Origin of the sequence: Novosphingobium sp. JCM 18896 (assembly GCF_025938095.1) — a bacterium.
GTDB lineage: Bacteria > Pseudomonadota > Alphaproteobacteria > Sphingomonadales > Sphingomonadaceae > Novosphingobium.
In genome coordinates this window covers 37,326-62,630 of sequence record NZ_JAPCZF010000014.1, presented here as the reverse complement: position 1 = coordinate 62,630, position 25,305 = coordinate 37,326, and the positions used below count along the sequence as shown (strand labels likewise).

The following is a 25,305-nucleotide window of genomic DNA, read 5'->3' as shown; positions in this document are numbered from 1 at the left end:
CCCATGCTCAGCCGGACATCGATCTGATCCACATCCGCTTCGCAGCGCTCGCCAAGAAATGGCGCCCACGACAGCGAAAGACGAAATAGAGCTACGTCAACGCCGCCTTCCGTTGGCGCTTACGATCCAGCAGCCTTCGCCGGCTGTTTGCCAAGCTGCCCACCCACGTTCCTATACGTAGCCAGTCCTATTTTTAGGCGATGCTTGCCATCGATTGTCGAAAATGCTGCGTTGACCTGAGGGGGCTAATGACTAGAGCTAATTCATCCAAAATGGAGATAGCGCCCATGGCCGAGCCCACCCCCGACAACAACTTCCTCGAATTTGCAACCGAGCTGACGATCGCTTGGCTTTCCAATCCCAACACGCGCGCATCCGCTGAGGAGGTTCCGGGGTTCCTGCAGACCATGCATAGCGCTGTTGCTGGCCTGGCTGGCTCGCCCGCTGTGGAGGCCGAAGCTCCTTCGGAGCCCGAATACAAGCCGGCGGTGACTGTGCGCCGCTCGCTAGCCTCGAAGGATCATCTGATCTCCATGATCGATGGCAAGCCCTACAAGACGCTCAAGCGCCATCTCTCGACTCACGGCCTGACGCCGGCCGAGTATCGCGAGCGCTATGGCCTCAAGGCCGACTATCCGATGGTGGCCGAGAGCTACGCTGAGATGCGTCGCGGCCTGGCCAAGAAGATCGGTCTTGGTCGTAAGCCCGGCACGAAGGTGGCGCCGCGCAAGGCGGCCACGAAACCCAAAGCCCCCCGTGCAACCAAGGCTGCGGCCGAGGGCGCAGAAGCCTAGGCTAGCATCGACGGTGACGCCGGCCTGATCAGGTCCGCAGCCAATCACCGCCCCCGGCGCTAAATCGCCCCGCGGACCAGCTCCGTGGGGCTTTTTGGTGCCTTGCTTCCATCGGCGGCGATGTTTTGCGCCCAGCGATTGCCCCCAATTCAGTCCATTCTCGAACGGCTAAAGATTGCGCCCACCCTCCAAATTTGCGGATGAGGCGACGGGGGAAATATGCGCAGGATATCAACGCTGATCTGCATGATGGCGATCGTCGCCACGGGCGGGTGCACGGAGGCTCAATCGGATCCAACAAACGCGGCGAACGAGACAAGATACGTTTCTGTTCGTTCGCTCAATTGTCGATCGGATGCGTCACCTGCCTCACCCGTTGTGGCAGGTCTGCGCCGCGGGCAACAACTGGCCATCAGCGACCAACGTGATGGATGGTCACGTGTTGACGGGACCCAACGATGCTGGGTTCGATCCGACCTCTTGGCCGACAGATCACCCCTCGGCGGATCTGGGCCGCAGCAGCGTAGCTACGGGAAGGCAGCACCCGGCACTCATTCGACGCGGCCGAACGGGCTCTTGAATTCCAACATCAGCGCCGACAGCAACTACGAAATTCCGGATGTATCTCTGAGCGACGAGCGCAGGACACGCGCGCGGCAGGAGAAACCTCGCCGGGCGCGCGCCACTTACAATCAAGCTCGCTCGACGCGATCCAGATCAAATGATCTCTATAGCGGTGGCTCGAGCTGCCCTTGCCGCGGATCACGCGTATGCATTGGACCACGGGGCGGGCGATATTGTATTACGAGCGGCGGGAACAAGCGATATGGGGTCTGATCGGTTGGACGTCGCGGACCTTCCGAAATCCGAAGGGAAAAGCGAGAAACGGACGTTCATTCAGGCAGCTCATTGCGCCAGGTTGGTTGGAGAGACCGGACTGAAAGGCTCAAACGCAACAACCGGCCGTTCATTCAAGTGCCTCTGGCACCGTCGCCGCGGCCGGATGGGCTGACAAGCCCGCTTACTAAGCGTGTGATATGCTAGCTACTTTTATTTGATTGGCTGACGTCGCGATCGCGTGAGCTTCAATAACCAGCAAGGCTTTTTCCAGTCCAAGTAGCATGCCGAGCCGGAACAGGGTGGAAGACCCAAACTCACAATCCCTCAAAAAATCGGAAAAAAACGAAGTTCGCCCGCGGGTCTGTCAACGCTCATGCGTTGAAATTGCTCGATCGTGATCTAAATTCTCGCGATGACAATAGATCAGGGGGCCACATGCAGCTCGAAAAAGTCCACATCACCAACTTCAGGTCGGTCGATGACAGCCAAGAATTCTCGATAGACCCAGTGACGTGTCTCGTCGGGAAGAACGAGGCGGGCAAGAGTGCCATACTGCTCGCCCTTGCCGCACTAAATCCTCATCCGTCGACGCCAGCGATCTTCGATAAGGAGCGCGACTACCCCCGGAGGCTACTGACCCAATACGAGGCGCGCCACGGAGGTAGCGAAGCATTGGCGATTTCGACCAAGTGGCGCCTCCAGACGCCGGACCGGTCGAAGATCGAGACCGCTGTCGGAAAAGGCGTTCTCAAGAATGATCTAGTTACCATCGAGCGCCGCTACGGTGCCGGGATCGTGGTCAATGCAGAACTCGATTATCTAGCCGCGCTCGCAAACCTGTACGACCGTTTCGCGCTGGACGAATCCGAGCGGGCAGTTCTCGCCCAGATAACCACCACCTCCGATCTGATCGACGCTCTCGCTAAACTTTCATCACCGACCGCGCGGCATCAGGAACTCAAGGCTCACCTGGACGCCAAAGGTTCCGTCACGAACGAGGTGAACAATCTCATCAAGGCGATGCTGCCTAAGTTCATGTACTTTTCGTCCTACGATCGCATGGACGGTGCAATTCAACTGGAGCAGACGCGCCAGCTAATCGCGAGCGGGCAAATAAATACCGAAGAAAACCGTGGGGCAAAGCTCTTTTCCGAGTTTCTCGACTATGCCGGGGTATCGATCGACGAAATCACAAACGTCACGACGTACGAGACGTTCAACGCCCGACTTCAGGCAGCATCGAACAACATCACCGACCAAGTGCTGGAATACTGGACTCAGAACCCGGACCTCAACGTCGTGGTCCGCGTGGAGCAGGCTCGGCCGGGAGACCAGGCCCCGCTCAATTCGGGCACAATCGCTTGGGCACGCATCAACAATCAGCTTCACCGTGTAGACACGCCGTTCTCGGAGCGGAGCGCGGGCTTCGTGTGGTTCTTCTCCTTCCTCGTGAAGTTTGCGCAGGTGAAAGACGAAGAGACCCCGGTCGTGCTGTTGCTTGATGAGCCGGGCCTTACCCTGCATGGCAAGGCCCAGGCTGATCTGCTTCGGTTCTTCAAGGACAAGCTCGCGCCGCATCACCAGATCATCTACTCGACCCACTCGCCGTTCATGGTGCCCGCAGATGAGCTAGCGTCGGTCCGGATTGTCGAGGACCAAGTCGAAATGAAGGGCGTGCGGCGTATGCCACTCGGAACCAAGGTTCGCAGTGACGTCCTCACCCGCGACCCCGATACGCTGTTTCCCCTGCAGGGTGCGCTGGGGTACGAGATCACCCAGTCGCTATTCGTCGGCAAGCACACAATGCTCGTCGAAGGTCCCGGTGATATACTTTACATCCAAGCCCTGTCGGATGCGCTCAGGCGGCGCGGTAGGGCAGGCCTTGATGCCAGATGGACCCTATGCCCCGCAGGCGGCATCGATAAGATCAGACCGTTTGTCGCGATGTTCGCGGGCAACGCCCTGCATATCGCGGTGCTTTCCGACCAAGCCAAGGGCGACAATCGCAAGGTTGAGGACCTGAAGCGCGCCGAAGTGCTAAAGGCCGAGCACTTCTACACCATGGCTGATTTCATGGAGCGCCCGGAAGCTGATATCGAAGACATGTTCGAACCGGATCTGTTCGCCACCATCCTCAACGGGACCTACGAGCTCGAGGATAAGCAAAAGCAGACAGCAGAAACATTGAAAAAGGCTGGGAACGGCACGGATCGTCTCGTGAAGCAAGCTGAGGCAGCCTTCGCATTAATGCCCCCTGATACGCCCCAATTCGACCACTTTACGCCTGCCGCTTGGCTCATCCGAAATCCCAAAATGCTCGACGCGAAGACGGGGGCGGTGCCAAAAACGCTTGATAGGGCCCAGGCGATTTTCGACACGTATAACAAGCTGCTCTAAGTCGCTGCGAGACGCGGTTACCGTCGCCATTTTCCGGTAGCCGCGCATCTGTCGTGCCCACCAAAAAGCAACGGGTTCTCCGGCAAAAAAAAGAATCGCTTCGGACCGCTGGGCCGAGCGTTGCCTTCGCAATTTAAAGTCCGCCCGACGGCCTCGAGAAAAGTCCAGGCGATTACGGAGGTGGCCGTGATGGCAATCGCGAAAATCACACTCAAACTTTCTTTTGAGCTATCACGGTATGCCATACCTCAGCCGGAGAGAAGGTCCGGTGTCGAGCGAGTCCAGATCGATCGGCAATGGCCTCTTCGTTGGGCGCTGCCGCCCCCTCCCAGCCCGACCGCCTGCTACCGACCAAAGTCCGCCGTTCGCCGCAGGCATCATGAAAGTCTGGCGATGCCAATACCTGCCGTTGAACGCGTCCGAGCGCGGGGGTGACAGACGCCAACCTTGCTGACGTTCAACGGGCCAGAATTCCTCCGCCCCCCCGTCCATTCACGTCGATACCTCGATATCAAAGGGCGGAGCGTCACCGCATTGGCTGGCGGGCCATCTTGACTCCGTACTATGGTACGGGAGTTATGGCATCGGAATCCTAGCAATGGCGAGATTCCATGCCCGCAAGATTTTCGAGAACTGAATTGCTCCATGCCAAGGGAGAGTCTTTGGGGCGTCCAATATCAGTTACATCTGGAAATCGACGATGATCGGGCAAAAATGCCCAATCGATCGACGAGGAGTGTTGCGCGGCGCTGTCCGTGTCGGCGGTAGCGCCGCTCTTGCGGCTTGGCTGCCGGCCTGGGCGCAGCCCTCATCATCGGGTTTGGTCCGCACGTTGCCCGCCATATCGGGCGACGACATCCACCTCAGGATCGCCCATCAGACGATGACGATCAGTGGACGTCAGAGTCACGCCATCGGCATCAACGGTACGGTGCCAGGGCCCCTTATCCGTCTTCGCGAGGGACAGACCGTGCGCCTCCATGTGGAGAATGCGCTCGATGAGGATAGCTCCATACATTGGCACGGGCTCATCCTCCCCTTCCACATGGACGGTGTTCCCGGCGTGAGCTTCCCTGGGATCAAGCCTCGCTCGACGTTCGTATACGAGTTCCCGATCGGGCAATACGGTACCTATTGGTATCACAGCCATTCGGGGCTGCAGGAGCAGTTGGGCCTCTACGGCCCGATCGTGATCGATCCCAAGGGCGAGGATCCCATTCGCTCGGATCGAGAGCATGTCATTGTATTGTCCGACCATAGCCAGGCGCATCCGCACACCCTGTTCAAGAAGCTCAAGCAGCAGGGCGGCTATTTCAATTACCAGAAGCAGACGCTCGCGGGTCTGCTTGCCGGTCGAGATCAGACCGAGCGGGATCGGTTGGCCTGGGCGAAGATGCGGATGGAGCCAACTGACATCTCCGACGTCACTGGGGTCGCCTACACCTATCTGGTCAACGGCCACGGCCCAGAGGACAACTGGACGGCCTTGTTCCGGCCAGGCGAGCGGGTCCGTCTGCGCATCATCAACGCTTCGGCGATGACGACGTTCAACTTCCGCATTCCAGGGCTGACGCTTACCGTCGTGCAGGCCGATGGGTTGGCGGTGCGGCCCGTATCGGTCGACGAACTGCAGATCGCGGTCGCCGAAACCTACGACCTCGTCGTCGAGCCGACCGAAGGCACGGCCTATACGATCATCGGCGAGACGGTGGATCGCTCCGGTCTGGCGCGTGCAACCTTGGCCCCGCGCGCGGGCATGATCGCGCCCGTGCCGCCGCTCCGCGCTCGACCATTGGCCGATATGAAGGACATGGGCATAGGCAGTATGGAGCCGACGGCGAAGGCTCCGGCGTCATCCTGCTCGCCCGAACATGCAGCAATGGGGCACTGTGCGCCGGCGCGCGAGGGCGCGGCGCACGATCACGGCTCCGGCAAGATGGCCCATGCGATGCGCGACATGCGGGTCGCACCAGAGGTGAAGGACACGCCAACCGTTCAGACCATTTCGCCGATGCCCGTCGATCGAACCGGCGAACCTGGCCAGGGGCTCGAAAATGTGGGGCACAGGGTCCTCGTCTATCAAGACCTGATCGCAGTCGAGCGCAATCCCGACCTTCGCGCACCGGGCCGATCACTTCGCATCCACCTGACTGGCAACATGGAACGCTACATGTGGGCCTTCGACGGCGTGAAGCTCAACGAGGTCACGGCGCCGATCGCGTTCCGCAAGAACGAGCGTGTGCGTGTGACCTTGGTCAATGACACCATGATGGGGCATCCGATCCATCTGCACGGACATTTCTTCGAGCTCGTTGCCGGGCACGGGGAATTTGCCGCTCGCAAGCATACGGTTCAGGTCCAGCCAGGCGGGACCGTGACGTTCGACCTCACCGCCGATGCCGTTGGCGACTGGGCGTTCCATTGCCATCTGCTTTATCACATGCACGCTGGCATGATGCAGATCGTCACCGTTCGACCGGACGAAGGCGAGCCTGCATGAGGGCAACCGTACGCATTGCAGCGCTCATTCTGGTCCTCTGGGGCGAGCCCGTCTTGGCGCAGTCGATGGACCACACTACGCACGGCGCCAGTCCGGCGCCCACGTCACCCGCCGCGGGATCGTGCCTGCCCGAGCATGCAGCGATGGGACATTGCGTTCTCCGACAGACCTCGCATTCCGATCACGGCGCTCACACGTTGGTCGAAACGATACCCGAGGAGACGGCGCTCGCTGGTCCGACAGCCGCGCCAGCTCCGCCGAAAGCCAACTACGCCGACCGGATCTGGGGCGCGGAGGCGATGGAGCCGGTACGTGAGCGCATGATGCGCGAGCATGGAGGAATGACCTATTCGCAGGTCATGGTCGACCAGTTTGAAATCAGATCGGGCAAGGCGCGCGACGGTTACGCCTGGGACGCGGAAGCTTGGTTCGGCGGCGACGTCGATCGCATCACTGTGAAGACCGAGGGCGGAGGCCTGCTTGGCGGTGACGTCGAGGAAGCCGAAGTCCAGGCGCTCTACAGCCGTGCGATCGGTCCCTACTTCAACCTGCAGGCGGGCCTGCGCCAGGATCTCGGTTTTGGGCCGAAGCGCAGTTTCGCGGTCCTTGGCCTAGAAGGACTCGCGCCATACTGGTTCGAGGTCGACGGCGCGTTGTTCCTGTCGGACAAAGGTGATCTGCTCGCTCGCGCCGAAGGATACTACGATCAACGGATCACCCAGCGCCTGATCTTGCAGCCGAGAGCGGAAGCAACGTTCTCCGCGCAGACGATGGCGAACGAACGGGATCGGGTCCGGGCTCGTCGAAATGGCGGCGGGCTTGCGCCTACGCTACGAGATCCGCCGAGAGTTCGCGCCTTATCTTGGCGTTTCGTGGCAACGGAAATTTGGCGAAACAGCTGACCTGGCGAGGCAAAATGGCGGTTCAACCGGCGGGGTCAATTTCGTCGCTGGCATTCGCGCGTGGTTCTAAGGGCAAGGACGCGGAGACAGCGCTTCGACGATCCCGCATTGAGCAATCGTTCCCGTCTTGCACCCATGCAATCGCTTGGCGAGTTCCTGCCGGAGCGCCGACAAGTCGGCGATCTTGCGGTCGATCACGATCAGGTTGTCTTGGGCCAAGGCGTCGATCTCTGCGCAGGGCGCATCGAGGTCGTCGGCCAGACGTAGCAGGTGCCGGACCTGATCGAGTGTGAAGCCAAGGTCGCGCGAGCGCCGGATGAAGGACAGTCGGTTTAGATGCGATTGTTCGTAGATGCGGTAGTTGCCCGAAGTCCGCGCGGGCGGAGGAATCAGACCCTCCTTTTCGTAGAAACGGATAGTTTCGACACGCGTGTCGGTCAGTTTCGCAAGATCGCCAATTTTCATCTTGACCCTATAGTGGCTTCAGGGTGCATAGGTCCACGCCATAGTCTCTGCGAATCGGAAATCGGATTGGCTCGTCTCGCCTCAAGATTGGACACTGTTGCAAGAGCGATCGCCGGTATGGCGTTCGCAGGCGTGGCCGTGCCAATGCCTGCGAAGCCTGGCCAAAGCTTCCACTCTGGTCGTAATGAGGCGAAACGACCGTGACTTGCGCAAGGAAATCACCTATGCGCCTGACCATGTTTCGCCGGGGGCTTCTCCTTTTCTGGCTTATGATCGCGGCGATCGGCACGTCGACGGTGGTCCACGCACGCGAGCTTTCGGGCGCACGCGACCTTGAATGCTCTGGCTATGTTCATAGCGAAGGCGATCTTGATCAGTCCCCTAGCGACTCGGATCAGTCGCAGACAGGCTCGGACAAGGCCATCCAGCATCACGGTCATTGCAGCGGCGCGGCAGCCTGCCTTCCGCGCGCTTACGGTGCTCCGCTCGCCGCAGTTCTTCCGACGCCAAACTTGTCCTTCGGAAACGAGGAAGTGATGGGCCGCTGGTCACCTGGCCCGGCCTTGAGGCCTCCTATCGCCTGATTGGTTGCCATCGCCTGCGCGCCTTCGGGTGAGCGGGCCCAAGTCAATCCATCAAGGTTTCCTACATGCACAGGATCATTGCGGCCCTTCTGGCCGCGACGTCATGCGTCTCAGCGGCGCATGCGCAAAGTCCGGTGGCGTCGGCGCCACCGGCAAGAGCCGATCAGACTACCCCCATCGCCGTATATGCGCTGGAAGACGCCATCGGCGCAGCCGGCGGTAGCGCGCCATCGGTCGAGGCGGCCGAGGCGGGCATCCATGCCGCTCAAGCTGGCCGCCGGATAGCAGGTCTTCGACCCAATCCGACCGTCGACACGATGGTCGAGAACGTGGTTGGGAGCGGTCCTTACAAGGGCTTCAATTCTGCCGAGACCACGGTCAGCTTTGCCGTGCCAATTGAGCTGGGCGGCAAGCGCTCGGCCCGCATCGCCGTCGCCGATGCGCAGACCCGTCGTGCGCTGCTGACAGCGGCGATCACCCAGGCCGATGTCCGGCTCCAGGTGACGCAGCTATATGTCGACGCCGTGGCCACCAAGTGGCGGGCTTTCACGGCGCGCGATCAACTCTCCATCGCCAACGACGCATTCTCGGCCGCTCGCGTGCGCGTGCAAGCTGGCCGTGCTTCGCCGATCGAGGAGCAACGCGCCGATGTCGCACGGCTCAATGCCCAGGCAGGCGTCGATCGGGCACAGCGCCTTGCCGACGCCGCAAGGATCAATCTCGAGCGGCGCCTGGGGCAACCGATCGTCGGCGTTCTCGACATGAACGCGCTCGATAAGATCCCAGCGGTCAGCTACGGCCCCGCAACCACAGCCGAGGCCAGTGGAACTCTGGCCCTCGCTGCAGCCGATGCCGACCTTGCCTATGCCGATGCCGGGGTTCGCTTGGCGAAATCGCAGCGCGTGCCCGACGTAACGCTTGGACCTGGCTTGCGCCGTCTCGAGGCTACTGGCGACACCGCTGCGTTATTCACGCTCTCTATCCCGATACCGGTATTCAATTCCGGCCGGGCGGCGGTTGATCAGGCTTCGGCCCTGCGATCGCAGGCAGAAGCGAGGCGGCGGGTGACTGCGCTCGATATCGAGCAGGCCATTACCGACGCCCAAGCCGAGGTGGATAACGCCGCAACAGCTGCGCGCAATGCGAATGGTCCGGCACTTGCCGCGGCTCAGGAAGCCGCGCGGATTGCACGTATCGGATACCGTGAAGGCAAGTTCGGCCAGCTCGAACTGCTCGATGCCGAGCGCACGCTCGCCGACACACGCATCGCCGCAATCGATGCGCTTGCCACTTATCACAATGCCAAGGCGCGGTTGGAGCGGCTGACCACTCCAGCCCCAGCTCCCGCGCCAGAACAGGGGAATTGATCCATGAACCGCAAGATCGCAGCCATGACCGCGCTGCCACTCAGTTTCGCTCTTGTCCTTGCCGCTTGCGGCGGGGGGAACGATCCCGCCGCCAAGGATGGTGAAGGCGCCGAGGCAAAAGAAGGCGCCACGGCCGCCCACGCCGACGAAGGGAAGATCACGCTGACGAGCGAACAGATCGCTTCGGCCGGCATCCAACTTGGGCGTCCTACCGTCGGCGGCGCCGGCACGCTCGAACTCCCCGCCACGATCGAAGGCGATCCGCAGGGCACCCAGGTCGTCTCTGCCGCGATCGGCGGGCGCGTGGTGTCGTTGACGCGGAACCTGGGACAGAGCGTAGCACGTGGGCAAGTGCTCGCCGTGATTGAAAGCCGCGAGGCGGCCCAGCTCAAGGGCGAGGTCGAAGCTTCGCGCGCACGGCTCGCGCTCGCACAGTCTAACCTCGCGCGCGAGGAGCGGTTGTTTCGACAGCGCGTCTCCCCCGAGCAGGATCTGATCGCGGCGCGCACGGCGGCGACCGAAGCAAGGATCGCATTCCAACAGGCCCAGGGCCAGGTCTCGGCCGCGGGCGGTGGTGGCGGCGGTCTCAATCGCCTCGGGATTACCGCACCGCTCTCCGGCCAGGTGATCGCCCGCAGCGTCGTCCTCGGGCAAACCGTCGCGGCGGACGCCGAACTTTTCCGGGTCGCCAATCTGTCCAGCGTGTCGCTGGCGCTCAATCTTCAACCGGCAGATGCGGGGCGGGTTCGCCCTGGGAATGCGGTGCAGGTGACGGCGGCAGGCCGTCAGGCAACCGCGCGTGTGACCTTCGTTTCGCCGGCGCTCGATGCTCAGACGCGCCAGGTGCCGATGATCGCCACGCTCGACAACCGTGCCGGTCTTTGGCGCGTCGGCGAGCCCGTCAGTGCTTCGATCGAATTGTCGGGCCAGGGTGGAGACGGTGCCGTTCGGGTGCCCTCGACAGCGGTCCAGACCGTAGAGGGCAAGACGGTCGTTTTCGTCCGTACCAAGTCGGGCTTTCAGGCAACCCCAGTCACGATCGGGGACAGCGCCGGCAGCAGCGTGATCGTACGTTCGGGCCTCAAGGGCAACGAGCAGATCGCAACGACCAATAGCTTCACGCTCAAGGCCGAACTCGGCAAGGGCGAAGCTGCGCACGAGGACTGAGCCATGATCGCCCCCATCGTCAACTGGGCGGTTCACAAGCGCTGGCTCGTCCTGCTTCTGACCGCCATTGCCGCCGTCATCGGCGCGGCCGCGCTCTATCGCCTTCCGATCGACGCCGTCCCCGACATCACCAACAACCAGGTCCAGATCAACGTCCGCGCTCCTGCGCTCTCGCCCGAACTGGTCGAAAAGCAGGTCTCGTTCCCGATCGAGACCGCGCTCGCGGGCATTCCCGGCCTTGAATATACCCGCTCGCTGAGCCGCAACGGCTTCGCCCAGGTCACCGCCGTCTTCGAGGACTCGAGCGACATCTACTTTGCTCGCCAACAGGTCGGTGAACGTCTTGCGGGCGTTGCAGAGAACCTGCCAGACGGCGTGAACCCCGAGATGGGGCCGATCGCCACCGGCCTGGGTGAGGTCTACATGTGGACCGTCCGGCTCGAACACCGCAAGGATGACAAGCATCTGCCCGGCGAACCGGGCATGCAGCCTGACGGCAGCTATCTGACGCCAGAGGGCGATCGGCTGACCAACGACATCGACAAGGCAACTTACCTGCGCACCGCGCAGGACTGGATCGTCGCCCCGCTGCTCAAGAACACCAAGGGCCTCGCCGGCATCGATTCGATCGGCGGTTATGCCAAGCAGTTCCTGGTAGTCCCGGACGTCCAGCGCCTCGCTTCGCTGGGCCTGACCTTGACCGATCTCGGTACGGCGCTCGAGCGCAACAACACGAGCGTCGGTGGCGGCTTCGTCAACCGCAACGGCGAGGGTCTCGCGGTGCGTTCGGACGCGCTGGTGCGCAATGCCGACGAATTGTCGCGCATCGTCGTCGCTACGCGTGAAGGCGTGCCGATCACGCTCTCGCAGGTCGCCACGGTCAAGACCGGCCAGGCAATCCGCATGGGCTCAGCCTCGGAAAATGGCACCGAAGTCGTCGTGGGCACGGCGATCATGCGTATCGGCGAGAACAGCCGGACGGTAGCGACAGCGGTCGCCGACCGCCTGACTGAGATCAATGCCTCGCTGCCGCCAGATGTGATCGTGCAGCCGGTGCTAGATCGTACGGCCTTGGTCAATTCGACGATCAAGACTGTCGCCAAGAACCTGTCCGAGGGCGCGCTTCTCGTGATCGTTGTCCTGTTCGCGCTGCTCGGCAATTTCCGTGCTGCGCTGATCGCGGCCATGGTCATCCCGGTGACGATGCTCCTGACGAGCTTCGGCATGTTGCAAGCCGGGGTATCGGCCAATCTTATGAGCCTTGGCGCGCTCGATTTCGGCCTCATCGTCGATGGCGCGGTCATCATTGTGGAGAACGCGCTCAGGCGCATGGCGCATGAGCAGCATTACCAGGGGCGCGTGCTGACCCTGCAGGAACGTCTTGCTACCGTCGCCTCGGCGGCACGAGAGATGATCCGTCCCTCGGTCTACGGCCAGGGAATTATCATCCTCGTTTACGTCCCGCTGCTCACCCTGACCGGGGTTGAGGGTAAGACTTTCGTGCCGATGGCTCTTACCGTCATCATCGCGCTAGCCTTCGCCTTTGTCCTTTCTCTGACCGCCGTTCCTGCGGCGATCGCCATCTGGCTCTCCAACCGAGTGGAAGAGAAAGAGGGGCGGATCATGACCTGGCTCAAGGAGCGCTATGAGCCAGGCCTCGACAAGGCGATGGCCAAGCCGACCGTCACGGTCGGCGCAGGTGTCGCCGGATTTGCGGTAGCTGCTGTCGCCTTCATGACCCTGGGACAGGTCTTCCTGCCCCAGCTCGACGAAGGCGATCTCCTGATCCAGGCACTGCGCATCCCCGCGACTTCGGTCCAGCAAAGCCAGGCAATGCAGGTTCCGATTGAACGAATGATGTCGCAGCAGAAGGAAGTGAAGTTCGTCTTCTCGAAGACCGGCACGGCTGAGCTCGCTTCGGACCCCATGCCACCAAACGCCACCGACATGTTCGTCATCCTCAAGCCACGCGACGAGTGGCCCGATCCGAGCCTGACCAAGGCTGAACTTGTCGAACGTCTCGAAAAGAAGCTCGGCCAGTATCCTGGCAATGCCTACGAGATCACGCAGCCCATCCAGATGCGCTTCAACGAGCTAATCGCCGGTGTGCGCGGCGACATCGCGGTCAAGGTCTTCGGTGACGACTTCAACGCCATGAATTCCACGGCCGAGAAGATCGCCGGCGTCCTGCGCCGAACGCAGGGCGCGGTCGACGTCAAGGTCGAGCAGACCACAGGCCTGCCGATGCTAGACATCCGTATCAACCGCGACGCAATGTCGCGTTTGGGGGTGACCGCGCAGGACGTGCAGGACACTGTGACGGCTACGCTCGGTGGGCGCGAGGCGGGCATGATCTTCGAAGGGGATCGCCGCTTCCCGGTGGTGATACGCTTGTCCGAGGCTCAGCGCGCCGACCTCTCGATGCTTCAGCAGGTGCAAGTGCCCGTCGCGGGAGGATCGTTCGTTCCGCTCGCGAGCGTTGCCGACATCCGCGTGATCGATGGACCCAACCAGATCAGCCGCGAGAACGGCAAGCGTCGCGTGGTGGTTCAGGCCAACGTGCGTGGGCGGGACATCTCGGGCGTCGTTGAGGAGGCCGAAGCTAACATCGCCAAGGAGGTCCGACTTCCACCGGGCAGCTACCTGGAATGGGGTGGGCAGTTCGAAAACCTGGCTTCGGCGCGCGAGCGCCTGCAGCTGGTGATCCCGGCCTGCTTCATCCTGATCCTGCTGCTGCTCTACGGGGCTCTTGGATCCGTACGTGATGCCGCCATCGTCTTCACGGGCGTTCCAATGGCGCTCGTCGGCGGCGTGCTGGCGTTGTTCCTGAGAGGCATGGACTTCTCGATCTCGGCAGCGGTGGGTTTCATCGCCTTGTCTGGCATCGCGGTGCTGAACGGCCTCGTCATGGTCTCTTCGATCCACGATCTCATGCGACAGGGTATGGATCGTGCCGAGGCGGCACGCAGCGGTGCGATCCAGCGCCTGCGACCGGTGGTCATGACTGCCCTGGTGGCGAGCCTCGGCTTCGTTCCCATGGCGCTTGGCACGGGTGCGGGCGCCGAGGTGCAGAAGCCTCTCGCCACAGTCGTCATCGGCGGACTCATCTCGGCGACGCTGCTGACGCTCTTCGTCCTGCCAACGCTCTACGCCCGCTACGGCAACAAGGAGCTCGAGCAGGATGAGGATCTGAGCGAGCCCCAGCACCCGTCCGAGGAAGAAGGCGAGCCACAACTGCAACACTGAGGCTCAAGGCGTGAGGCTGGCCGCGGCCGGTCTCACGCTGATTGCCACTTGCCACGACCAGGAATCGCCAATGGCAGAGGAAACCAATTTCACCGTCCACTCTTCGCCGCTGAAAGTGTGGAGCCTGCTCGCTGACGTTGCGGGATATGCTCTCTGGCACCCGCATTACCGCTTCACTTTCCCGCGGATGCGCAAAGGTGATGGCATCGTCACTTGGAACTTCACGAGTGATTTCCACGTGCGGATGCCCTTCTACCTGGAGGGAGCGGAAAAACCCGGCCTATGGACCTGGTGGGCCGGACGCCCGGGCCTCCTTCGCTTTGAAGAACGCTACGAGATTACACCGCTCACAAACGGCGCCGCAATTCGGCACCGCTTCGTTTCGCGTGGTCTCGTCGGACGAATTTTCGACCGCGTCATGCGTGAAGAGGTTCGCGCCCACATGGCCGAGCAGGACGCAGCACTTGCGGATCGTCTCAAGGTAATGGGCCGCAAACCCGGCCTGCCCAAGTCGCCGGGCCGTCGTTGAAAAGCGGTGACGAACTTCGCGCCCTCGCTCTCGCAAAGCGCTCCTACCGCCGGGTCGACGACCCGGCATCGATCCGCCGAATAACGGAGAAGATCATGAGCTCGGTATCCTCAGAAAATCAGGGACTTCCATGTCCGGTCTGCCGGATCGATCTTGTCATGAGTGAAAGGCAAGGCGTCGAGATCGACCATTGCCCCCGATGTCGCGGCGTTTGGCTCGATCGGGGCGAACTAGACAAGATCATCGAACGCAGTGCCGCGCAATTTGAGCAGCAACGCAGCCCCTTCTCCCGCGCGGATTCAACATCCCGCGGTGAGGCAAGCCACGGCGGTCATGACGATCGCGGCCACGGGCATTCCCGCAGCGGGCATCGCCGCAAGAGCTTCTGGAGCGAGCTCTTCGACTGAACGAATGGGATCGGCCCCGCGCACGGTGTTTGGCTCCAGTTCGTGCGTGAGAAGGCCGCGTCGCGGGGCGTCGTCGCCCGGCGCCCCGCGACAAAAGGAGAGACAAATTGAACTTGGATAGCAACCTGACGATACGTCTCAGACGGGTGCGGCCGCTGATTGGCTGTCTGGCATTCGCGGCGCTGTCGGCGTGCTCATCAGAGCAAGCGCCCGAACACGACGAACTGACTGTACCCACCATCATAGGCGAGCACAGCTACGCCTGTGAGGATGGCTCGCGGTACGATGTCGATTTTCTGAAAGACGGCCTGACGCTGGAGTTCTCTGACGCTCCGGATGGAATGCGTCAGCGCCTGACCGCTCCCGCTACGGGGGAGCCCTTCGTTGGCCAGGGCATGACGCTTACGATCGCAGATGGCGACCGAATGACCATCGCGCGTCAAGGCGCGACGCCATTGCGGTGCCGCCAGCTCGACGGCCGCCGCTCCGAGACCTCGCGGATGGGGATCTTTCGGTTCGATGGGAGCGCCCGCCATGTCTGACGCGCAGGCACGCGGCGATCGCGCCGAGCGGCGCACGCTTTGGATCGTCCTGGCGCTCAACCTCGCCATTTCGGCCGCTTTTTTCGTCGTGGGGCTGGCTGGCGATTCGAGCGCGCTCATCGCCAATGGCCTCGACAATCTTTCCGATGCGGCCGTCTATTCGCTTAGCCTGGTTGCGCTGTCGCACGGACAGCAATGGAAAACCCGGGCTGCCAGCGTGTCGGGCGTCATGCTTCTCGTTTTCGCGGTTGGCATCCTCGCCGATGTTGGGCGGCGATATGTCTACGGCAGTGAGCCGATTGGCGCAGACATGATGATTATGTCTGCGATCGCGGCCGTCGTGAACTACGCGTGCCTAAAGCTCCTCCAGCGGCTCGAAGAGCCCGACGTGAACCTGCGCGCTGCCACGACGTTCAGCTTCAACGATTTCATCTCCAACGGCGGCATCCTGATCGCGGGTGCCCTCGTCGTCTGGCTCCAAACCAATTGGCCGGATCTCGTCGTGGGTTTTGCCACGGCAGCCATCGCGATCAAGGGCGGCATCGAAATCCTGAAGGATGCCCGCCGGGAAACCAAAGCTAACCGGGAGCAGCGCTCATGACTCAGAAATTGAAGCTCGACATTCCCCTTCTGCTCCCGGACGTCGCCGATACCGCGGACGCCTGTGTGACGCGGCTCGTCGAGCTCGTCAAAAGCCACCAGGGTGTCGAGACCGCCCATGTCGACACGACGCAGGAGGCCGCACCCAAACTTTGCGTCCATTTCGACCCGGCACAGCTTTCGCTCTCGCGGCTTCGCGAGATCGTGCGCGGCGCGGGTGCCGACGTCACCGAGCGCTACGGGCATTTGCTCTGGCAGGTTTCGGGCATTGGCCATCAGCGTCGTGCCCGTACGGTTTCCGAGACGGTTGAGGCATTGCCCGGAGTGCTTGAGGCCGATGCGAGCCCGTCGGGCGTGCTCCGCGTTGAATACGACCGCCAGCAGATCGACGACACAAAGATCACGGACGCTCTGGGAAAGCTTGGCGTATCGGTAAAGGTGCCGAAACGATCTCTGAGCGCCAAGCCCGTTCGTGACGCCCATGCTGGCCACGATCATGGTCCTGGCGGACATAGCGGGAGCGGTCACGACAGCGCTGCAGATGGGCCGACAAAGGCTGCGCATGGTCCCGGCGACGGACACGATCACTCGCATGCCGATTTTCTCGGTCCCAATACCGAGCTCATCTTTGCTCTCGCCTGCGGCGGTCTGCTCGGGCTCGGTTATCTGATCGAGAAGTTCGCGGCGGGATCGCCCGAATGGTTGCCAACTGCGGCGTACGTCGCGGCCTATATCTTCGGCGGTTGGTTTACCTTGCGCGAGGCGATCGACAACCTGCGGCTCAAGAAATTCGAGATCGACACGCTAATGCTTGTCGCGGCGGCCGGCGCTGCGGCGCTCGGTGCTTTTGCGGAAGGCGCTTTGCTGCTTTTCCTGTTCAGTCTTGGCCATGCGCTCGAGCATTACGCGATGGGCCGGGCGAAGCGGGCTATCGAAGCGCTTGCCGAACTCGCGCCCGAGACGGCAACCGTGCGTCGCGATGGAGAGACCAGCGAGATTCCCGTCGAGGAGCTCGTTGTCGGTGATACCGTCATCGTCCGTCCGAACGAACGCTTGCCAGCTGACGGCTTCGTGACGAGCGGTACGAGCGCGATCGACCAGGCGCCCGTCACCGGCGAGTCCATCCCCGTCGACAAGGTGCCCGTCGAAGACCTCGCCGTGGCGCGGGCAAAACCCGATGCCGTCGCATCGTCCTCACGGGTCTTTGCGGGCACGATCAACGGCGGCGCGGCCATTGAGATCGAGGTAACGCGGCGATCGGGTGAGAGCGCGCTCGCCAAAGTCGTTCAGATGGTCAGCGAGGCTGAAACCCAAAAGTCGCCGACGCAGCGCTTCACCGATCGCTTCGAACGTGTGTTCGTGCCCTCGGTCCTGATCCTGGTGGTGCTGCTGCTCTTTGCGGGTTTCGTGATCGACGAGCCGTTTCGCGATACCTTCTACCGCGCGATGGCCGTGCTCGTGGCGGCCAGCCCTTGCGCGCTTGCGATCGCGACGCCCAGCGCTGTGCTGTCAGGCGTTGCCCGCGCAGCGCGCGGCGGCGTCCTCGTGAAGGGCGGCGCACCGCTCGAGAACCTTGGTTCTCTCAAGGCGATTGCATTCGACAAGACCGGTACTCTTACCGAGGGTCGTCCGCGCATCACCGATGTGGTCGCGGTTGACGGTGCTAACGAAGAGGAGCTGCTCTCGATAGCCGTAGCGGTCGAAGCTTTGAGCGATCATCCGCTGGCCCAGGCGATCGTCAAGGACGGTCGCGAGCGGCTCGGGGCGTCAACCGTGCCCGCCGCCTCGGATCTCAAGAGCCTGACGGGGCGCGGCGTCACAGCGACCGTTGATGGCGAAACCGTTTGGATCGGCAAAGCCGAGATGTTCGGAGTGGACGGCGCTCCGAGGCTGGGGGCCGCGGCGACCGAGGCGATCGCCAACCTGCGTGAAAATGGACGGACCACGATGGTGGTACGCAAGCGCGACCGCGATCTTGGTGCCATCGGCCTGATGGACACCCCGCGCGCGGCGGCGCGCGAAGCGCTCAAGCGGCTGCATGACCTCGGTATCGCGCGGATGATCATGATCTCGGGCGATCACCAGAAGGTGGCCGAAGCGATCGCCGCGGACGTTGGCCTCGACGAGGCCTGGGGCGATCTGATGCCAGAGGACAAGGTGGCTGCAATCCGCAAGCTCGCCGGCGAGGACAAGGTCGCGATGGTGGGCGACGGCGTCAACGATGCGCCGGCCATGGCCAATGCTACGGTCGGCATCGCCATGGGCGCGGCCGGCTCCGATGTGGCCCTCGAGACTGCGGATGTCGCGCTGATGGCCGACGATCTCGCGCACCTGCCCTTCGCAGTCGGTCTCAGCCGACATACCAGGGGCATCATCCGGCAGAACGTCTTCGTCAGCCTTGGGGTCGTCGCCTTCCTCGTGCCCGCAACAATTCTGGGTCTTGGTATAGGTCCGGCTGTCGCCCTGCACGAGGGTTCGACGCTGCTCGTCGTCGTCAACGCATTGAGATTGCTCGCCTATCGCGACCCAGCGGGGAAGGCGGCGTGAAGCGGCTGATCGCCTTTGATCTCGACGGTACCCTTGCTGAAAGCAAGCAGCCACTCGGGGCTGACATGGCTTCTGCCCTGGCGGCGCTGCTCAATGTCGCACAAGTGGCAGTGATTTCGGGGGGCGACTGGCCGCAGTTCGGCAAGCAGGTAGCCTTGCGATTGCCCGCTGAAACACGGCGCGAGCGCCTCTGGCTGATGCCGACCACCGGCACGAAGCTCTATCGCTTCGTCGAAAACGAATGGCGCAGAATCTATGCCGAAGTGTTCTCTGACGAAGAACAGGCGAAGATACTGACGGCATTCGACGAGGCTTTCCGCGAAACCGGGCTCATGGAGGGAGCGATCTGGGGCGATCGCATCGAGGACCGGGAAAGTCAGATCACCTTTTCGGGTCTCGGCCAGAAGGCTTCGCTCGAACAAAAGATGGCTTGGGATCCTGACCACACCAAGCGCAAGGCTCTCCAGCGTGTGCTGCGCGCACGGCTAGCAGGCTTCTCGGTCAACATCGGGGGCACGACCTCGATCGACGTCACACGGGGGGGCGTCGACAAGGCTTACGGCTTACAGCGCCTTAGCGAAATAAGCGGGATCTCTTTGGGCGAAATGCTGTTCATTGGAGATGCGATCTTTCCGGGCGGAAACGACTATCCGGCGGCCGAACTGGGCCTCGACGTGGTTCGCGTCCGTGACGTGGTCGAGACCAAGTCAGTGGTCGGTGCCATCACTGCCTGCCTTGCCCCGGACCAACCAGACAGCATTGGAAATGCCGCAATTGCGGATGGGGATGCATGAGTGCTCTTGATGATGTTGGAGGCGAGCGCGACGTACCGCCGAGCGCGGTCGTCGAACCCACCAAACCGCGCTTGCTCAAGATCCTCGGGCCTGGGCTTGTAACGGGCGCCTCCGACGATGACCCTAGCGGCATCGCCACCTACAGTCAGGCGGGAGCGAGTTTCGGTTGCAGTCTGCTTTGGTCGCTCCTCTTCACCTATCCATTGATGGTCGCGGTGCAGACGATCAGCGCACGGATTGGGCGCACGACCGGGCGCGGCATTGCGGGCAATCTGAGGCGCCACTACCCGAATGCGATGCTTCAGGGGATCGTCTGGCTGTTGGTCGTGGCGAACACGATCAACATCGGGGCGGATCTTGGCGCAATGGCAGATGCTTTCGCTCTGCTGGTGAAGGGCCCGCATGCACTTTACGTCGCCATATTTGCTGCGATTTGCGTCCTGATGCAGCTTCTCCTGCAGTACAAGCGCTATGTCGGGATCCTCAAATGGCTTGCGCTGGCGCTTCTCGCTTACGTCGCGACGCTGTTTTTCGTCGAGGTACCATGGCGAGAAGTCGGGACTCGATTGCTTCTGCCGTCGGTCGACTTTTCCGCCTCGTACCTGACCATGGTCGTTGCGATCTTCGGGACGACGATCAGCCCCTACCTGTTCTTCTGGCAGGCTAGTCAGGAAGTCGAGGACATCGACGAAAAGCCCACGCGCAAACCGCTCACCGAAGCGCCAGATCAGGGCAAGGCTGCCATCGCGCGTATTGGTGCGGATACGCTAATTGGAATGGCGCTCTCAAATCTCGTTGCCATGGCGATCATGATCACAGCGGGCGCGGCCTTCTTTTCGCAATCGGGCTCAACCTCGATCGAATCCTCGGCACAGGCCGCCGAGGCGCTACGCCCCATCGCGGGACCGTTCGCCTTCGCCCTGTTTGCTCTCGGCATCATTGGTACGGGTTTGCTGGCTGTGCCGGTGCTTGCGGGATCAGCCGCCTACGCTGTGGGTGAAGCGCGCCGCTGGCCGACCGGCCTCAATCGCAGGCCATTGGAGGCAAAAGCCTTCTATGGTTCGATCGTCGCGGCGACGCTCGTCGGGATGGCTATGAACTTCACGCCGATCAACCCGATCCAGGCGCTTTTCTGGAGCGCGGTCATCAACGGGTTTGTTTCCGTGCCCGTCATGGCAGCGATGATGCTGATGGCGAGACGCCAGGACATCATGGGTGACTGGCCGATCGGCAGGACCCTGTTTGTCCTGGGATGGATGGCGACTGTAACGCTCGGCCTGTGCGTCTTTGCAACAGTCGTAATGGCTTTTCTGTGACGAAGCTTGGTGCGAGAATTTCGCCACTCCTCGCGCGCTTCGGGTGTGCGAGCGGGGGTCTGATGACCTTCGGGCCTCCCCTCGACCTCGTCAAAAGGCCGCGCTTGCTCACGCGCGATGAGCGACTTGCCCGGTGGGCAGAGCTGCTGGCGCGTGAACCCGACGAAATCTTTCAGCTGCTCCCGCCGAAATGGATTCACTCGCGCCTAGGTTTCGACGATGTGAGCATCGAAGACACTCCCCTTGAGATAGCCTGGCGCGATCCCATCTTTCGCGTCGACGGGCTCGCGAAATCGACGGTGCAGGAGCTGCGGGAATATTTCGAACTAAGTGATCGGGAGCTCGACCGCATCGTTGGTGGCTCTTGGAAATTCCCTTGCCGGCCATCCTGGCAAGTTGTTCGCCGAATCCAAAACGTATCGGATCCTCGTCGCGAGCGTTTGCTGTTCGCAGGGGTGGTCATGTTGGCGATTCTAGTTTCTTTTCTGCCGGTGATGTTCGCGTGACGGGGAGTGGACGCCGTCGTCGCGCTGTGGCTCGGACAAAATACCGATCCGCTCGTGGCCATCCTCCGGCATTGGCGCGGCCGTGAAACGTCTGCCGCCCCTCGCGATCCTGGCGATCGCGGTTTTCGCCGCCGCTGTAGCAGGCGCTGCGTTCTACGCTCGCATCATCGCCACGGGGCTTTAGCCGAATGCGCTTCGAGCGTCCGTGAAGATGTAAGTGTGCGCGCCGACTGACTTGTGAACCTTCGTGACACTGGAGGCAGATTCGCGTAATTTATGCGCATGTTGAGAGCCGGCCTGCTCTGTCTGTGTCTTGCGTTTGCGGCGCTTGTCGCCAAGCCGGCCGTTCACGCCTTCGAGCAGGCGCCAGACCTGATCCTGGATTGCGCGGGCCAGCTTCACGGCACGGACGACGCCGATGATACGAAGTCAGATTCCGACCGTAACGCTCCTCATCATCATCCATCGTGTCACGCGTCGGGCCCATTTCCGGCGGGCAGCGCCCGCTTTGAGCCCCTCCACTTTGCATTGACCTCCCAACCATTTGCAGCGCTGACACGCTCGGATCAGGCGCGCAGCCGCGGCGCGCCCGAACTCCGGCCTCCAATCGCCTGACCTCTATTTCTAGCGAGTAAGGGACTTCTGCAGCCTCGTGAATACGAGGCGGACGAAATCCTCGCGCCCCCAGAGGCCGTCTAGAGAGCAGGCGAAAACATCCGCTGGCCATAGCCGTCGACTTTTACACGCAGCAGCACTGCCTCTCTGGTGACAGCAGCGAAGGGGCCGCTCGCATTCCGCATCGAGGCGACGGGATCACCCCTCGTGATCCCCACGCACCATCTATCGAACGGATAAAGTTCATGACCGATATTCGAAACATCGCCGGCGCGCGCGAAGTGGTTCTTCAGCGCGCGGAAGCGCTACGCGGACTGACGCAACCCCCAGTCCCAGGCGGCCTGCAGAAGCCCGAACCGGGCGCTTTTGCAAGTGCGCTGGCCAGTGCGACCGCGCTGCAATCCACGACCTCGCTGACACCGCCGGTCGTCGCACCCGACGCCGGTGTGCCTGCTGCGGGTTTGGTGTCGACGCTCTCTTCGCTGCTTGGCCGCGTCAACGCTACCCAAGTGCGCGAGGACGTCGTGACCGAAAGTTATCAGCGCGGCGAAATCACCGACGTCGCATCCGTGGCTCTCGCGGAGCAGGAGGCCTCAGTTTCCTTCGAGGCGACCCTGCAAGTCCGCAACAAGCTGCTGTCGGCTTATGGCGAGATCATGCGCATGCAGGTCTAGTCGGCCCCACGCCTTGCCGAACTGTTTGGGCAGGGCGTGGGTACCATTTGCGGTTGCACATCCGGTGGCGCCGCCCCGATATTGCGGCGTCACCGAGAGGAGCTGCCGTGATCATTGGGAATTCGCCGCGATTGCGCCAGATCGTCGTCGAGGTCTGGAAGCCGTTGACGGTTCTGGGACGTGGCGGTTACGGCCTTCCATTTCCAGACCTCGTTTAATGAGCCGCCGTTGCCGCTCGCGCTCTTTGGCACGGCCCTCGCTCTGTTTCTCGGTTTCCGGACCAATGCGGCATACGCACGCTGGTGGGAAGCCCGGACGCTTTGGGGAGCCCTGATCAACGCGTCGCGGAGCTTGGCCAGGGTGACTGTGAGTCTGACTAACTCCGGCGATGAGACGAGCGCCAAATTGCGCGAGGGCGTTCTGCTGCGTCAGATCGCATTTGCTCACGCGATGCGCTGTCAGCTCAGAGAGCAAGCGCCGCGTGATGAGATCGTGAGAATTGCTGGTGACACAGTTGCCGCGGAGGTCGGAGAGCGCCGCAATCAAGCCAATGCGTTGCTGGAACAGATTTCGGGACTTTTTGCAGCCGCTCTTGCTGCGGGCCGAATGGGACAAGTTCAACAGCTGCTCGTCGAGCAAATCCTCACCGACGTCGCCAACGCGGAAGGGGGCATGGAGCGGATCAAGAACACCCCGCTCCCCAACGGCTTCCGCTTCTTCCCCAACCTGTTCGTGCGAATATTCTGCGTGCTACTGCCAATCGCGCTGATCGAGACGCTTGGGCTCGCCACTCCGTTTGGCTCGACGCTAATAGGTCTGATATTCCTTGCGGCCCTGAGCATAGGCGAGGATTTGACAAATCCGTTTGCCAACACGGTGCACGACGTGCCGCTCAGCGCGATGTGCCGCACGATCGAGATCGATCTGCTGCAGGCGCTCGGGCGCTCAGCGCCTGAGCCTATGAAACCGATCCAGGGCGTTATGTGGTAGGTAGGATCAGCAGGCAGTCGGTCCACCCGGCGCGTGTCGCATCTACCTTCAGGCAATCGAGCATAAACCTTCGGTCAAAGTCGAGTGTAACGGCCCTGTGGCCGGACACTTCATTCGCTTGCCGGCAAATCCTCTACGCTTTCGCGGCCGTCATAATCGGGCTTTTCCGGAAGCTGATCCGGTGTCTCCTCGGGCCCGGCCGGCGGAGAGTCGGGATGGGGATCTGGGGGCGCACTGGCCATGAACGAGCTCCTTCGCTTCGCTCAACGTGTGCGACGAGTGATGGTTGCTCGACGAAAATTACTCCCTCCCGGCACGGGCCGCCTGATGGAGCTCAGAAGCCTTCTTGTGCCCGTTGTCGCAGGCAACCGCGCACGGCGGCACGGTGAGGCGGTCCGGGGCCACCTGCGGAGATTAGACCCGGACCTTAATTGTCCTAACGCCCGAAATTGTAACGAAGGCGAAGACCATACATGCGCTGCGCGCCGTAGAGCTTGTCTCCTATTCCGGACGAGATGTAGCCGCCGCCGTTCGATACTTCATAGACCTCGTTGGTGCCGTTGGTCGCGAAGACCGAAAGGTCGATGGGGCTGTCGAAGACGCGTTTCTACGACGTCTCGGTCATTACAAGGGGGTGTTTCGAAATCGTGAACAATGGCTGCTCCCGGCGAAAGCTGCCTTAACCGCCGGCGGAAACGGACGACGGCTTTGTCCCAAGCGCCCGTGTCCGGCTCTCCACCGAAAACGGGCGCCATCGGGCTTAGATTTCCGTATTCTCGGCGAGGGCAAGAGCATCCTCCACATCGATTCCGAGATAGCGGACCGTATTCTCGATCTTGCTATGGCCGAGCAGGATCTGAACGGCGCGAAGGTTGCCGGTGGCTCGGTAGATGATCGACGCCTTCGTTCTGCGCAGAGAATGTGTGCCATACTCGCTTCGCAGCAGGCCGACACCTGTTACCCACTCGTCGACAAGCCGCGAGTACTGGCGGGTGCTGAGATGCCCCTTATGATCAACCCTACTGGGAAAGACATAATCGTCCACCGTGCCGCCGCGCCGATCCAGCCAAGCCAGCAGGCTCGCCCGAGCGTCCGGCAGCAACTCGAACTGAACGGGCCGTCCCGTTTTCTGCTGCATCACGATTGCCCGGGTCCGGATCTGTCCGCCGCTGACAATGTCGCCGATCTTCATCTGCACAAGATCGCAACCCCGAAGCTTGCTATCGATGGCCAGATCGAACAGCGCCCGATCCCGCAGGCGGCGGCGCTGATTGAGGTAAAACCGGATTTCCCAGATCTGCTTTGGTTTCAGAGCCCGCTTTGCACCAACGGTCCTTCCACCATTCCAGACCGGGCGCTTGGTGGCGGTGAGTTCGGTTTCAGGCATCTCCATGGTCGTTCTCCTATGGCCACATTGGCCACATGAAGAACGTTTGCGGGCGAGGTCACGAACGAATGGCCTCGGGGCTTGTGCCGACCAGGGCCGGTTGCTCAGATCAGCCACTGCAAACGTCTGCTCCCAA

Annotated in this window: 22 protein-coding genes and 1 pseudogene; 20 read left to right on the top strand and 3 right to left on the bottom strand. The window is 61.9% G+C overall.

What is annotated here, in order from left to right; genetic code table 11:
• Positions 1-287: 287 nt before the first annotated feature.
• The 6 genes from OLX23_RS25365 to OLX23_RS25345 all read left to right on the top strand — a co-directional run bounded on the left by OLX23_RS25365 (position 288) and on the right by OLX23_RS25345 (position 7,503).
• Complete coding sequence (locus OLX23_RS25365) at positions 288-794, top strand: MucR family transcriptional regulator (protein WP_264448149.1); 507 nt, start codon at positions 288-290, stop codon at positions 792-794.
• Between the two features lie 219 nt (positions 795-1,013).
• Entirely contained in the window at positions 1,014-1,631 is a 618-nt protein-coding gene (locus OLX23_RS25905; RefSeq protein WP_413629940.1) for an SH3 domain-containing protein, read from the top strand.
• Positions 1,632-2,069: 438 nt separating this feature from the next.
• Positions 2,070-4,031 carry an AAA family ATPase gene (locus OLX23_RS25360; RefSeq protein ID WP_264448148.1) on the top strand — a complete coding sequence of 654 codons (1,962 nt, stop codon included), beginning with the start codon at positions 2,070-2,072 and terminating at the stop codon, positions 4,029-4,031.
• Positions 4,032-4,731: 700 nt separating this feature from the next.
• A complete protein-coding gene (locus OLX23_RS25355; protein WP_264448147.1) occupies positions 4,732-6,531 on the top strand; it encodes a copper resistance system multicopper oxidase in 1,800 nt (599 codons plus the stop codon).
• Positions 6,528-7,433 (top strand): copper resistance protein B, encoded by a 906-nt coding sequence (locus OLX23_RS25800; RefSeq protein ID WP_413629939.1) that lies wholly within the window; start codon positions 6,528-6,530, stop codon positions 7,431-7,433. The genes OLX23_RS25355 and OLX23_RS25800 overlap by 4 nt, the downstream gene beginning before the upstream one ends.
• Positions 7,369-7,503, top strand: coding sequence for a copper resistance protein B (locus OLX23_RS25345; protein ID WP_413629942.1), 135 nt, complete (start codon positions 7,369-7,371; stop codon positions 7,501-7,503). The genes OLX23_RS25800 and OLX23_RS25345 overlap by 65 nt, the downstream gene beginning before the upstream one ends.
• Here the strand turns inward: OLX23_RS25345 and OLX23_RS25340 are convergent.
• Positions 7,500-7,898 (bottom strand): MerR family transcriptional regulator, encoded by a 399-nt coding sequence (locus OLX23_RS25340; protein ID WP_264448145.1) that lies wholly within the window; start codon positions 7,896-7,898, stop codon positions 7,500-7,502. The genes OLX23_RS25345 and OLX23_RS25340 overlap by 4 nt on opposite strands.
• Before the next feature lie 224 nt (positions 7,899-8,122).
• On the opposite strand from OLX23_RS25340, the gene OLX23_RS25335 reads away from it, so the two are divergent.
• The 12 genes from OLX23_RS25335 (at position 8,123) to OLX23_RS25280 (ending at position 21,503) form a co-directional block, all read left to right on the top strand.
• The gene (locus tag OLX23_RS25335) at positions 8,123-8,482 is read left to right on the top strand and encodes a hypothetical protein (protein WP_264448144.1); all 360 of its coding nucleotides are present in this window, start codon (positions 8,123-8,125) and stop codon (positions 8,480-8,482) included.
• Between the two features lie 65 nt (positions 8,483-8,547).
• Positions 8,548-9,849, top strand: coding sequence for a TolC family protein (locus OLX23_RS25330; RefSeq protein WP_264448143.1), 1,302 nt, complete (start codon positions 8,548-8,550; stop codon positions 9,847-9,849).
• A gap of 3 nt (positions 9,850-9,852) precedes the next feature.
• Positions 9,853-11,016: an efflux RND transporter periplasmic adaptor subunit gene (locus tag OLX23_RS25325; protein ID WP_264448142.1), complete on the top strand. Its 1,164-nt coding sequence runs from the start codon at positions 9,853-9,855 to the stop codon at positions 11,014-11,016.
• 3 nt (positions 11,017-11,019) lie between these two features.
• A complete protein-coding gene (locus OLX23_RS25320; protein WP_264448141.1) occupies positions 11,020-14,262 on the top strand; it encodes an efflux RND transporter permease subunit in 3,243 nt (1,080 codons plus the stop codon).
• Positions 14,263-14,332: 70 nt separating this feature from the next.
• Positions 14,333-14,791, top strand: a complete 459-nt coding sequence (locus OLX23_RS25315) for an SRPBCC family protein (protein ID WP_264448140.1) — start codon at positions 14,333-14,335, stop codon at positions 14,789-14,791.
• A 95-nt stretch (positions 14,792-14,886) separates the two neighbouring features.
• Positions 14,887-15,198: a zf-TFIIB domain-containing protein gene (locus tag OLX23_RS25310; RefSeq protein WP_264448139.1), complete on the top strand. Its 312-nt coding sequence runs from the start codon at positions 14,887-14,889 to the stop codon at positions 15,196-15,198.
• A 107-nt stretch (positions 15,199-15,305) separates the two neighbouring features.
• Positions 15,306-15,740 carry a hypothetical protein gene (locus tag OLX23_RS25305; protein ID WP_264448138.1) on the top strand — a complete coding sequence of 145 codons (435 nt, stop codon included), beginning with the start codon at positions 15,306-15,308 and terminating at the stop codon, positions 15,738-15,740.
• Positions 15,733-16,341 carry a cation transporter gene (locus tag OLX23_RS25300; RefSeq protein WP_264448137.1) on the top strand — a complete coding sequence of 203 codons (609 nt, stop codon included), beginning with the start codon at positions 15,733-15,735 and terminating at the stop codon, positions 16,339-16,341. The genes OLX23_RS25305 and OLX23_RS25300 overlap by 8 nt, the downstream gene beginning before the upstream one ends.
• The gene (locus tag OLX23_RS25295) at positions 16,338-18,887 is read left to right on the top strand and encodes a heavy metal translocating P-type ATPase (protein WP_264448136.1); all 2,550 of its coding nucleotides are present in this window, start codon (positions 16,338-16,340) and stop codon (positions 18,885-18,887) included. Before OLX23_RS25300 ends, OLX23_RS25295 begins: the two co-directional genes overlap by 4 nt.
• On the top strand, positions 18,884-19,681 hold the full coding sequence (locus OLX23_RS25290) for an HAD-IIB family hydrolase (RefSeq protein ID WP_264448135.1): 798 nt from the start codon (positions 18,884-18,886) through the stop codon (positions 19,679-19,681). The genes OLX23_RS25295 and OLX23_RS25290 overlap by 4 nt, the downstream gene beginning before the upstream one ends.
• Positions 19,678-20,997 (top strand): NRAMP family divalent metal transporter, encoded by a 1,320-nt coding sequence (locus tag OLX23_RS25285; RefSeq protein WP_264448134.1) that lies wholly within the window; start codon positions 19,678-19,680, stop codon positions 20,995-20,997. Before OLX23_RS25290 ends, OLX23_RS25285 begins: the two co-directional genes overlap by 4 nt.
• Before the next feature lie 62 nt (positions 20,998-21,059).
• A complete protein-coding gene (locus OLX23_RS25280; RefSeq protein ID WP_264448133.1) occupies positions 21,060-21,503 on the top strand; it encodes a hypothetical protein in 444 nt (147 codons plus the stop codon).
• Between the two features lie 180 nt (positions 21,504-21,683).
• On the opposite strand, the gene OLX23_RS25275 is transcribed toward OLX23_RS25280, so the two are convergent.
• Positions 21,684-21,905 (bottom strand): hypothetical protein, encoded by a 222-nt coding sequence (locus OLX23_RS25275; RefSeq protein ID WP_264448132.1) that lies wholly within the window; start codon positions 21,903-21,905, stop codon positions 21,684-21,686.
• 458 nt (positions 21,906-22,363) lie between these two features.
• Between OLX23_RS25275 and fliE the strand changes: the two genes are divergently transcribed.
• Positions 22,364-22,792, top strand: a complete 429-nt coding sequence (fliE, locus tag OLX23_RS25270; RefSeq protein ID WP_264448131.1) for a flagellar hook-basal body complex protein FliE — start codon at positions 22,364-22,366, stop codon at positions 22,790-22,792.
• Between the two features lie 107 nt (positions 22,793-22,899).
• Positions 22,900-23,782: pseudogene (locus OLX23_RS25265) on the top strand (bestrophin family protein).
• Positions 23,783-24,542: 760 nt separating this feature from the next.
• Here the strand turns inward: OLX23_RS25265 and OLX23_RS25260 are convergent.
• On the bottom strand, positions 24,543-25,175 hold the full coding sequence (locus OLX23_RS25260) for a tyrosine-type recombinase/integrase (protein ID WP_264448130.1): 633 nt from the start codon (positions 25,173-25,175) through the stop codon (positions 24,543-24,545).
• Positions 25,176-25,305 lie beyond the last annotated feature (130 nt).

What these genes read in the sequence shown, in the direction of transcription:
- OLX23_RS25365 (WP_264448149.1), top strand. Translation starts at nt 288, where the DNA reads ATGGCCGAGCCCACCCCCGACAACAACTTCCTCGAATTTGCAACCGAG.
- OLX23_RS25905 (WP_413629940.1), top strand. Translation starts at nt 1,014, where the DNA reads ATGCGCAGGATATCAACGCTGATCTGCATGATGGCGATCGTCGCCACG.
- OLX23_RS25360 (WP_264448148.1), top strand. Translation starts at nt 2,070, where the DNA reads ATGCAGCTCGAAAAAGTCCACATCACCAACTTCAGGTCGGTCGATGAC.
- OLX23_RS25355 (WP_264448147.1), top strand. Translation starts at nt 4,732, where the DNA reads ATGATCGGGCAAAAATGCCCAATCGATCGACGAGGAGTGTTGCGCGGC.
- OLX23_RS25800 (WP_413629939.1), top strand. Translation starts at nt 6,528, where the DNA reads ATGAGGGCAACCGTACGCATTGCAGCGCTCATTCTGGTCCTCTGGGGC.
- OLX23_RS25340 (WP_264448145.1), bottom strand. Translation starts at nt 7,898, where the DNA reads ATGAAAATTGGCGATCTTGCGAAACTGACCGACACGCGTGTCGAAACT.
- OLX23_RS25335 (WP_264448144.1), top strand. Translation starts at nt 8,123, where the DNA reads ATGCGCCTGACCATGTTTCGCCGGGGGCTTCTCCTTTTCTGGCTTATG.
- OLX23_RS25330 (WP_264448143.1), top strand. Translation starts at nt 8,548, where the DNA reads ATGCACAGGATCATTGCGGCCCTTCTGGCCGCGACGTCATGCGTCTCA.
- OLX23_RS25325 (WP_264448142.1), top strand. Translation starts at nt 9,853, where the DNA reads ATGAACCGCAAGATCGCAGCCATGACCGCGCTGCCACTCAGTTTCGCT.
- OLX23_RS25320 (WP_264448141.1), top strand. Translation starts at nt 11,020, where the DNA reads ATGATCGCCCCCATCGTCAACTGGGCGGTTCACAAGCGCTGGCTCGTC.
- OLX23_RS25315 (WP_264448140.1), top strand. Translation starts at nt 14,333, where the DNA reads ATGGCAGAGGAAACCAATTTCACCGTCCACTCTTCGCCGCTGAAAGTG.
- OLX23_RS25310 (WP_264448139.1), top strand. Translation starts at nt 14,887, where the DNA reads ATGAGCTCGGTATCCTCAGAAAATCAGGGACTTCCATGTCCGGTCTGC.
- OLX23_RS25300 (WP_264448137.1), top strand. Translation starts at nt 15,733, where the DNA reads ATGTCTGACGCGCAGGCACGCGGCGATCGCGCCGAGCGGCGCACGCTT.
- OLX23_RS25295 (WP_264448136.1), top strand. Translation starts at nt 16,338, where the DNA reads ATGACTCAGAAATTGAAGCTCGACATTCCCCTTCTGCTCCCGGACGTC.
- OLX23_RS25285 (WP_264448134.1), top strand. Translation starts at nt 19,678, where the DNA reads ATGAGTGCTCTTGATGATGTTGGAGGCGAGCGCGACGTACCGCCGAGC.
- OLX23_RS25280 (WP_264448133.1), top strand. Translation starts at nt 21,060, where the DNA reads ATGACCTTCGGGCCTCCCCTCGACCTCGTCAAAAGGCCGCGCTTGCTC.
- fliE (WP_264448131.1), top strand. Translation starts at nt 22,364, where the DNA reads ATGACCGATATTCGAAACATCGCCGGCGCGCGCGAAGTGGTTCTTCAG.
- OLX23_RS25260 (WP_264448130.1), bottom strand. Translation starts at nt 25,175, where the DNA reads ATGGAGATGCCTGAAACCGAACTCACCGCCACCAAGCGCCCGGTCTGG.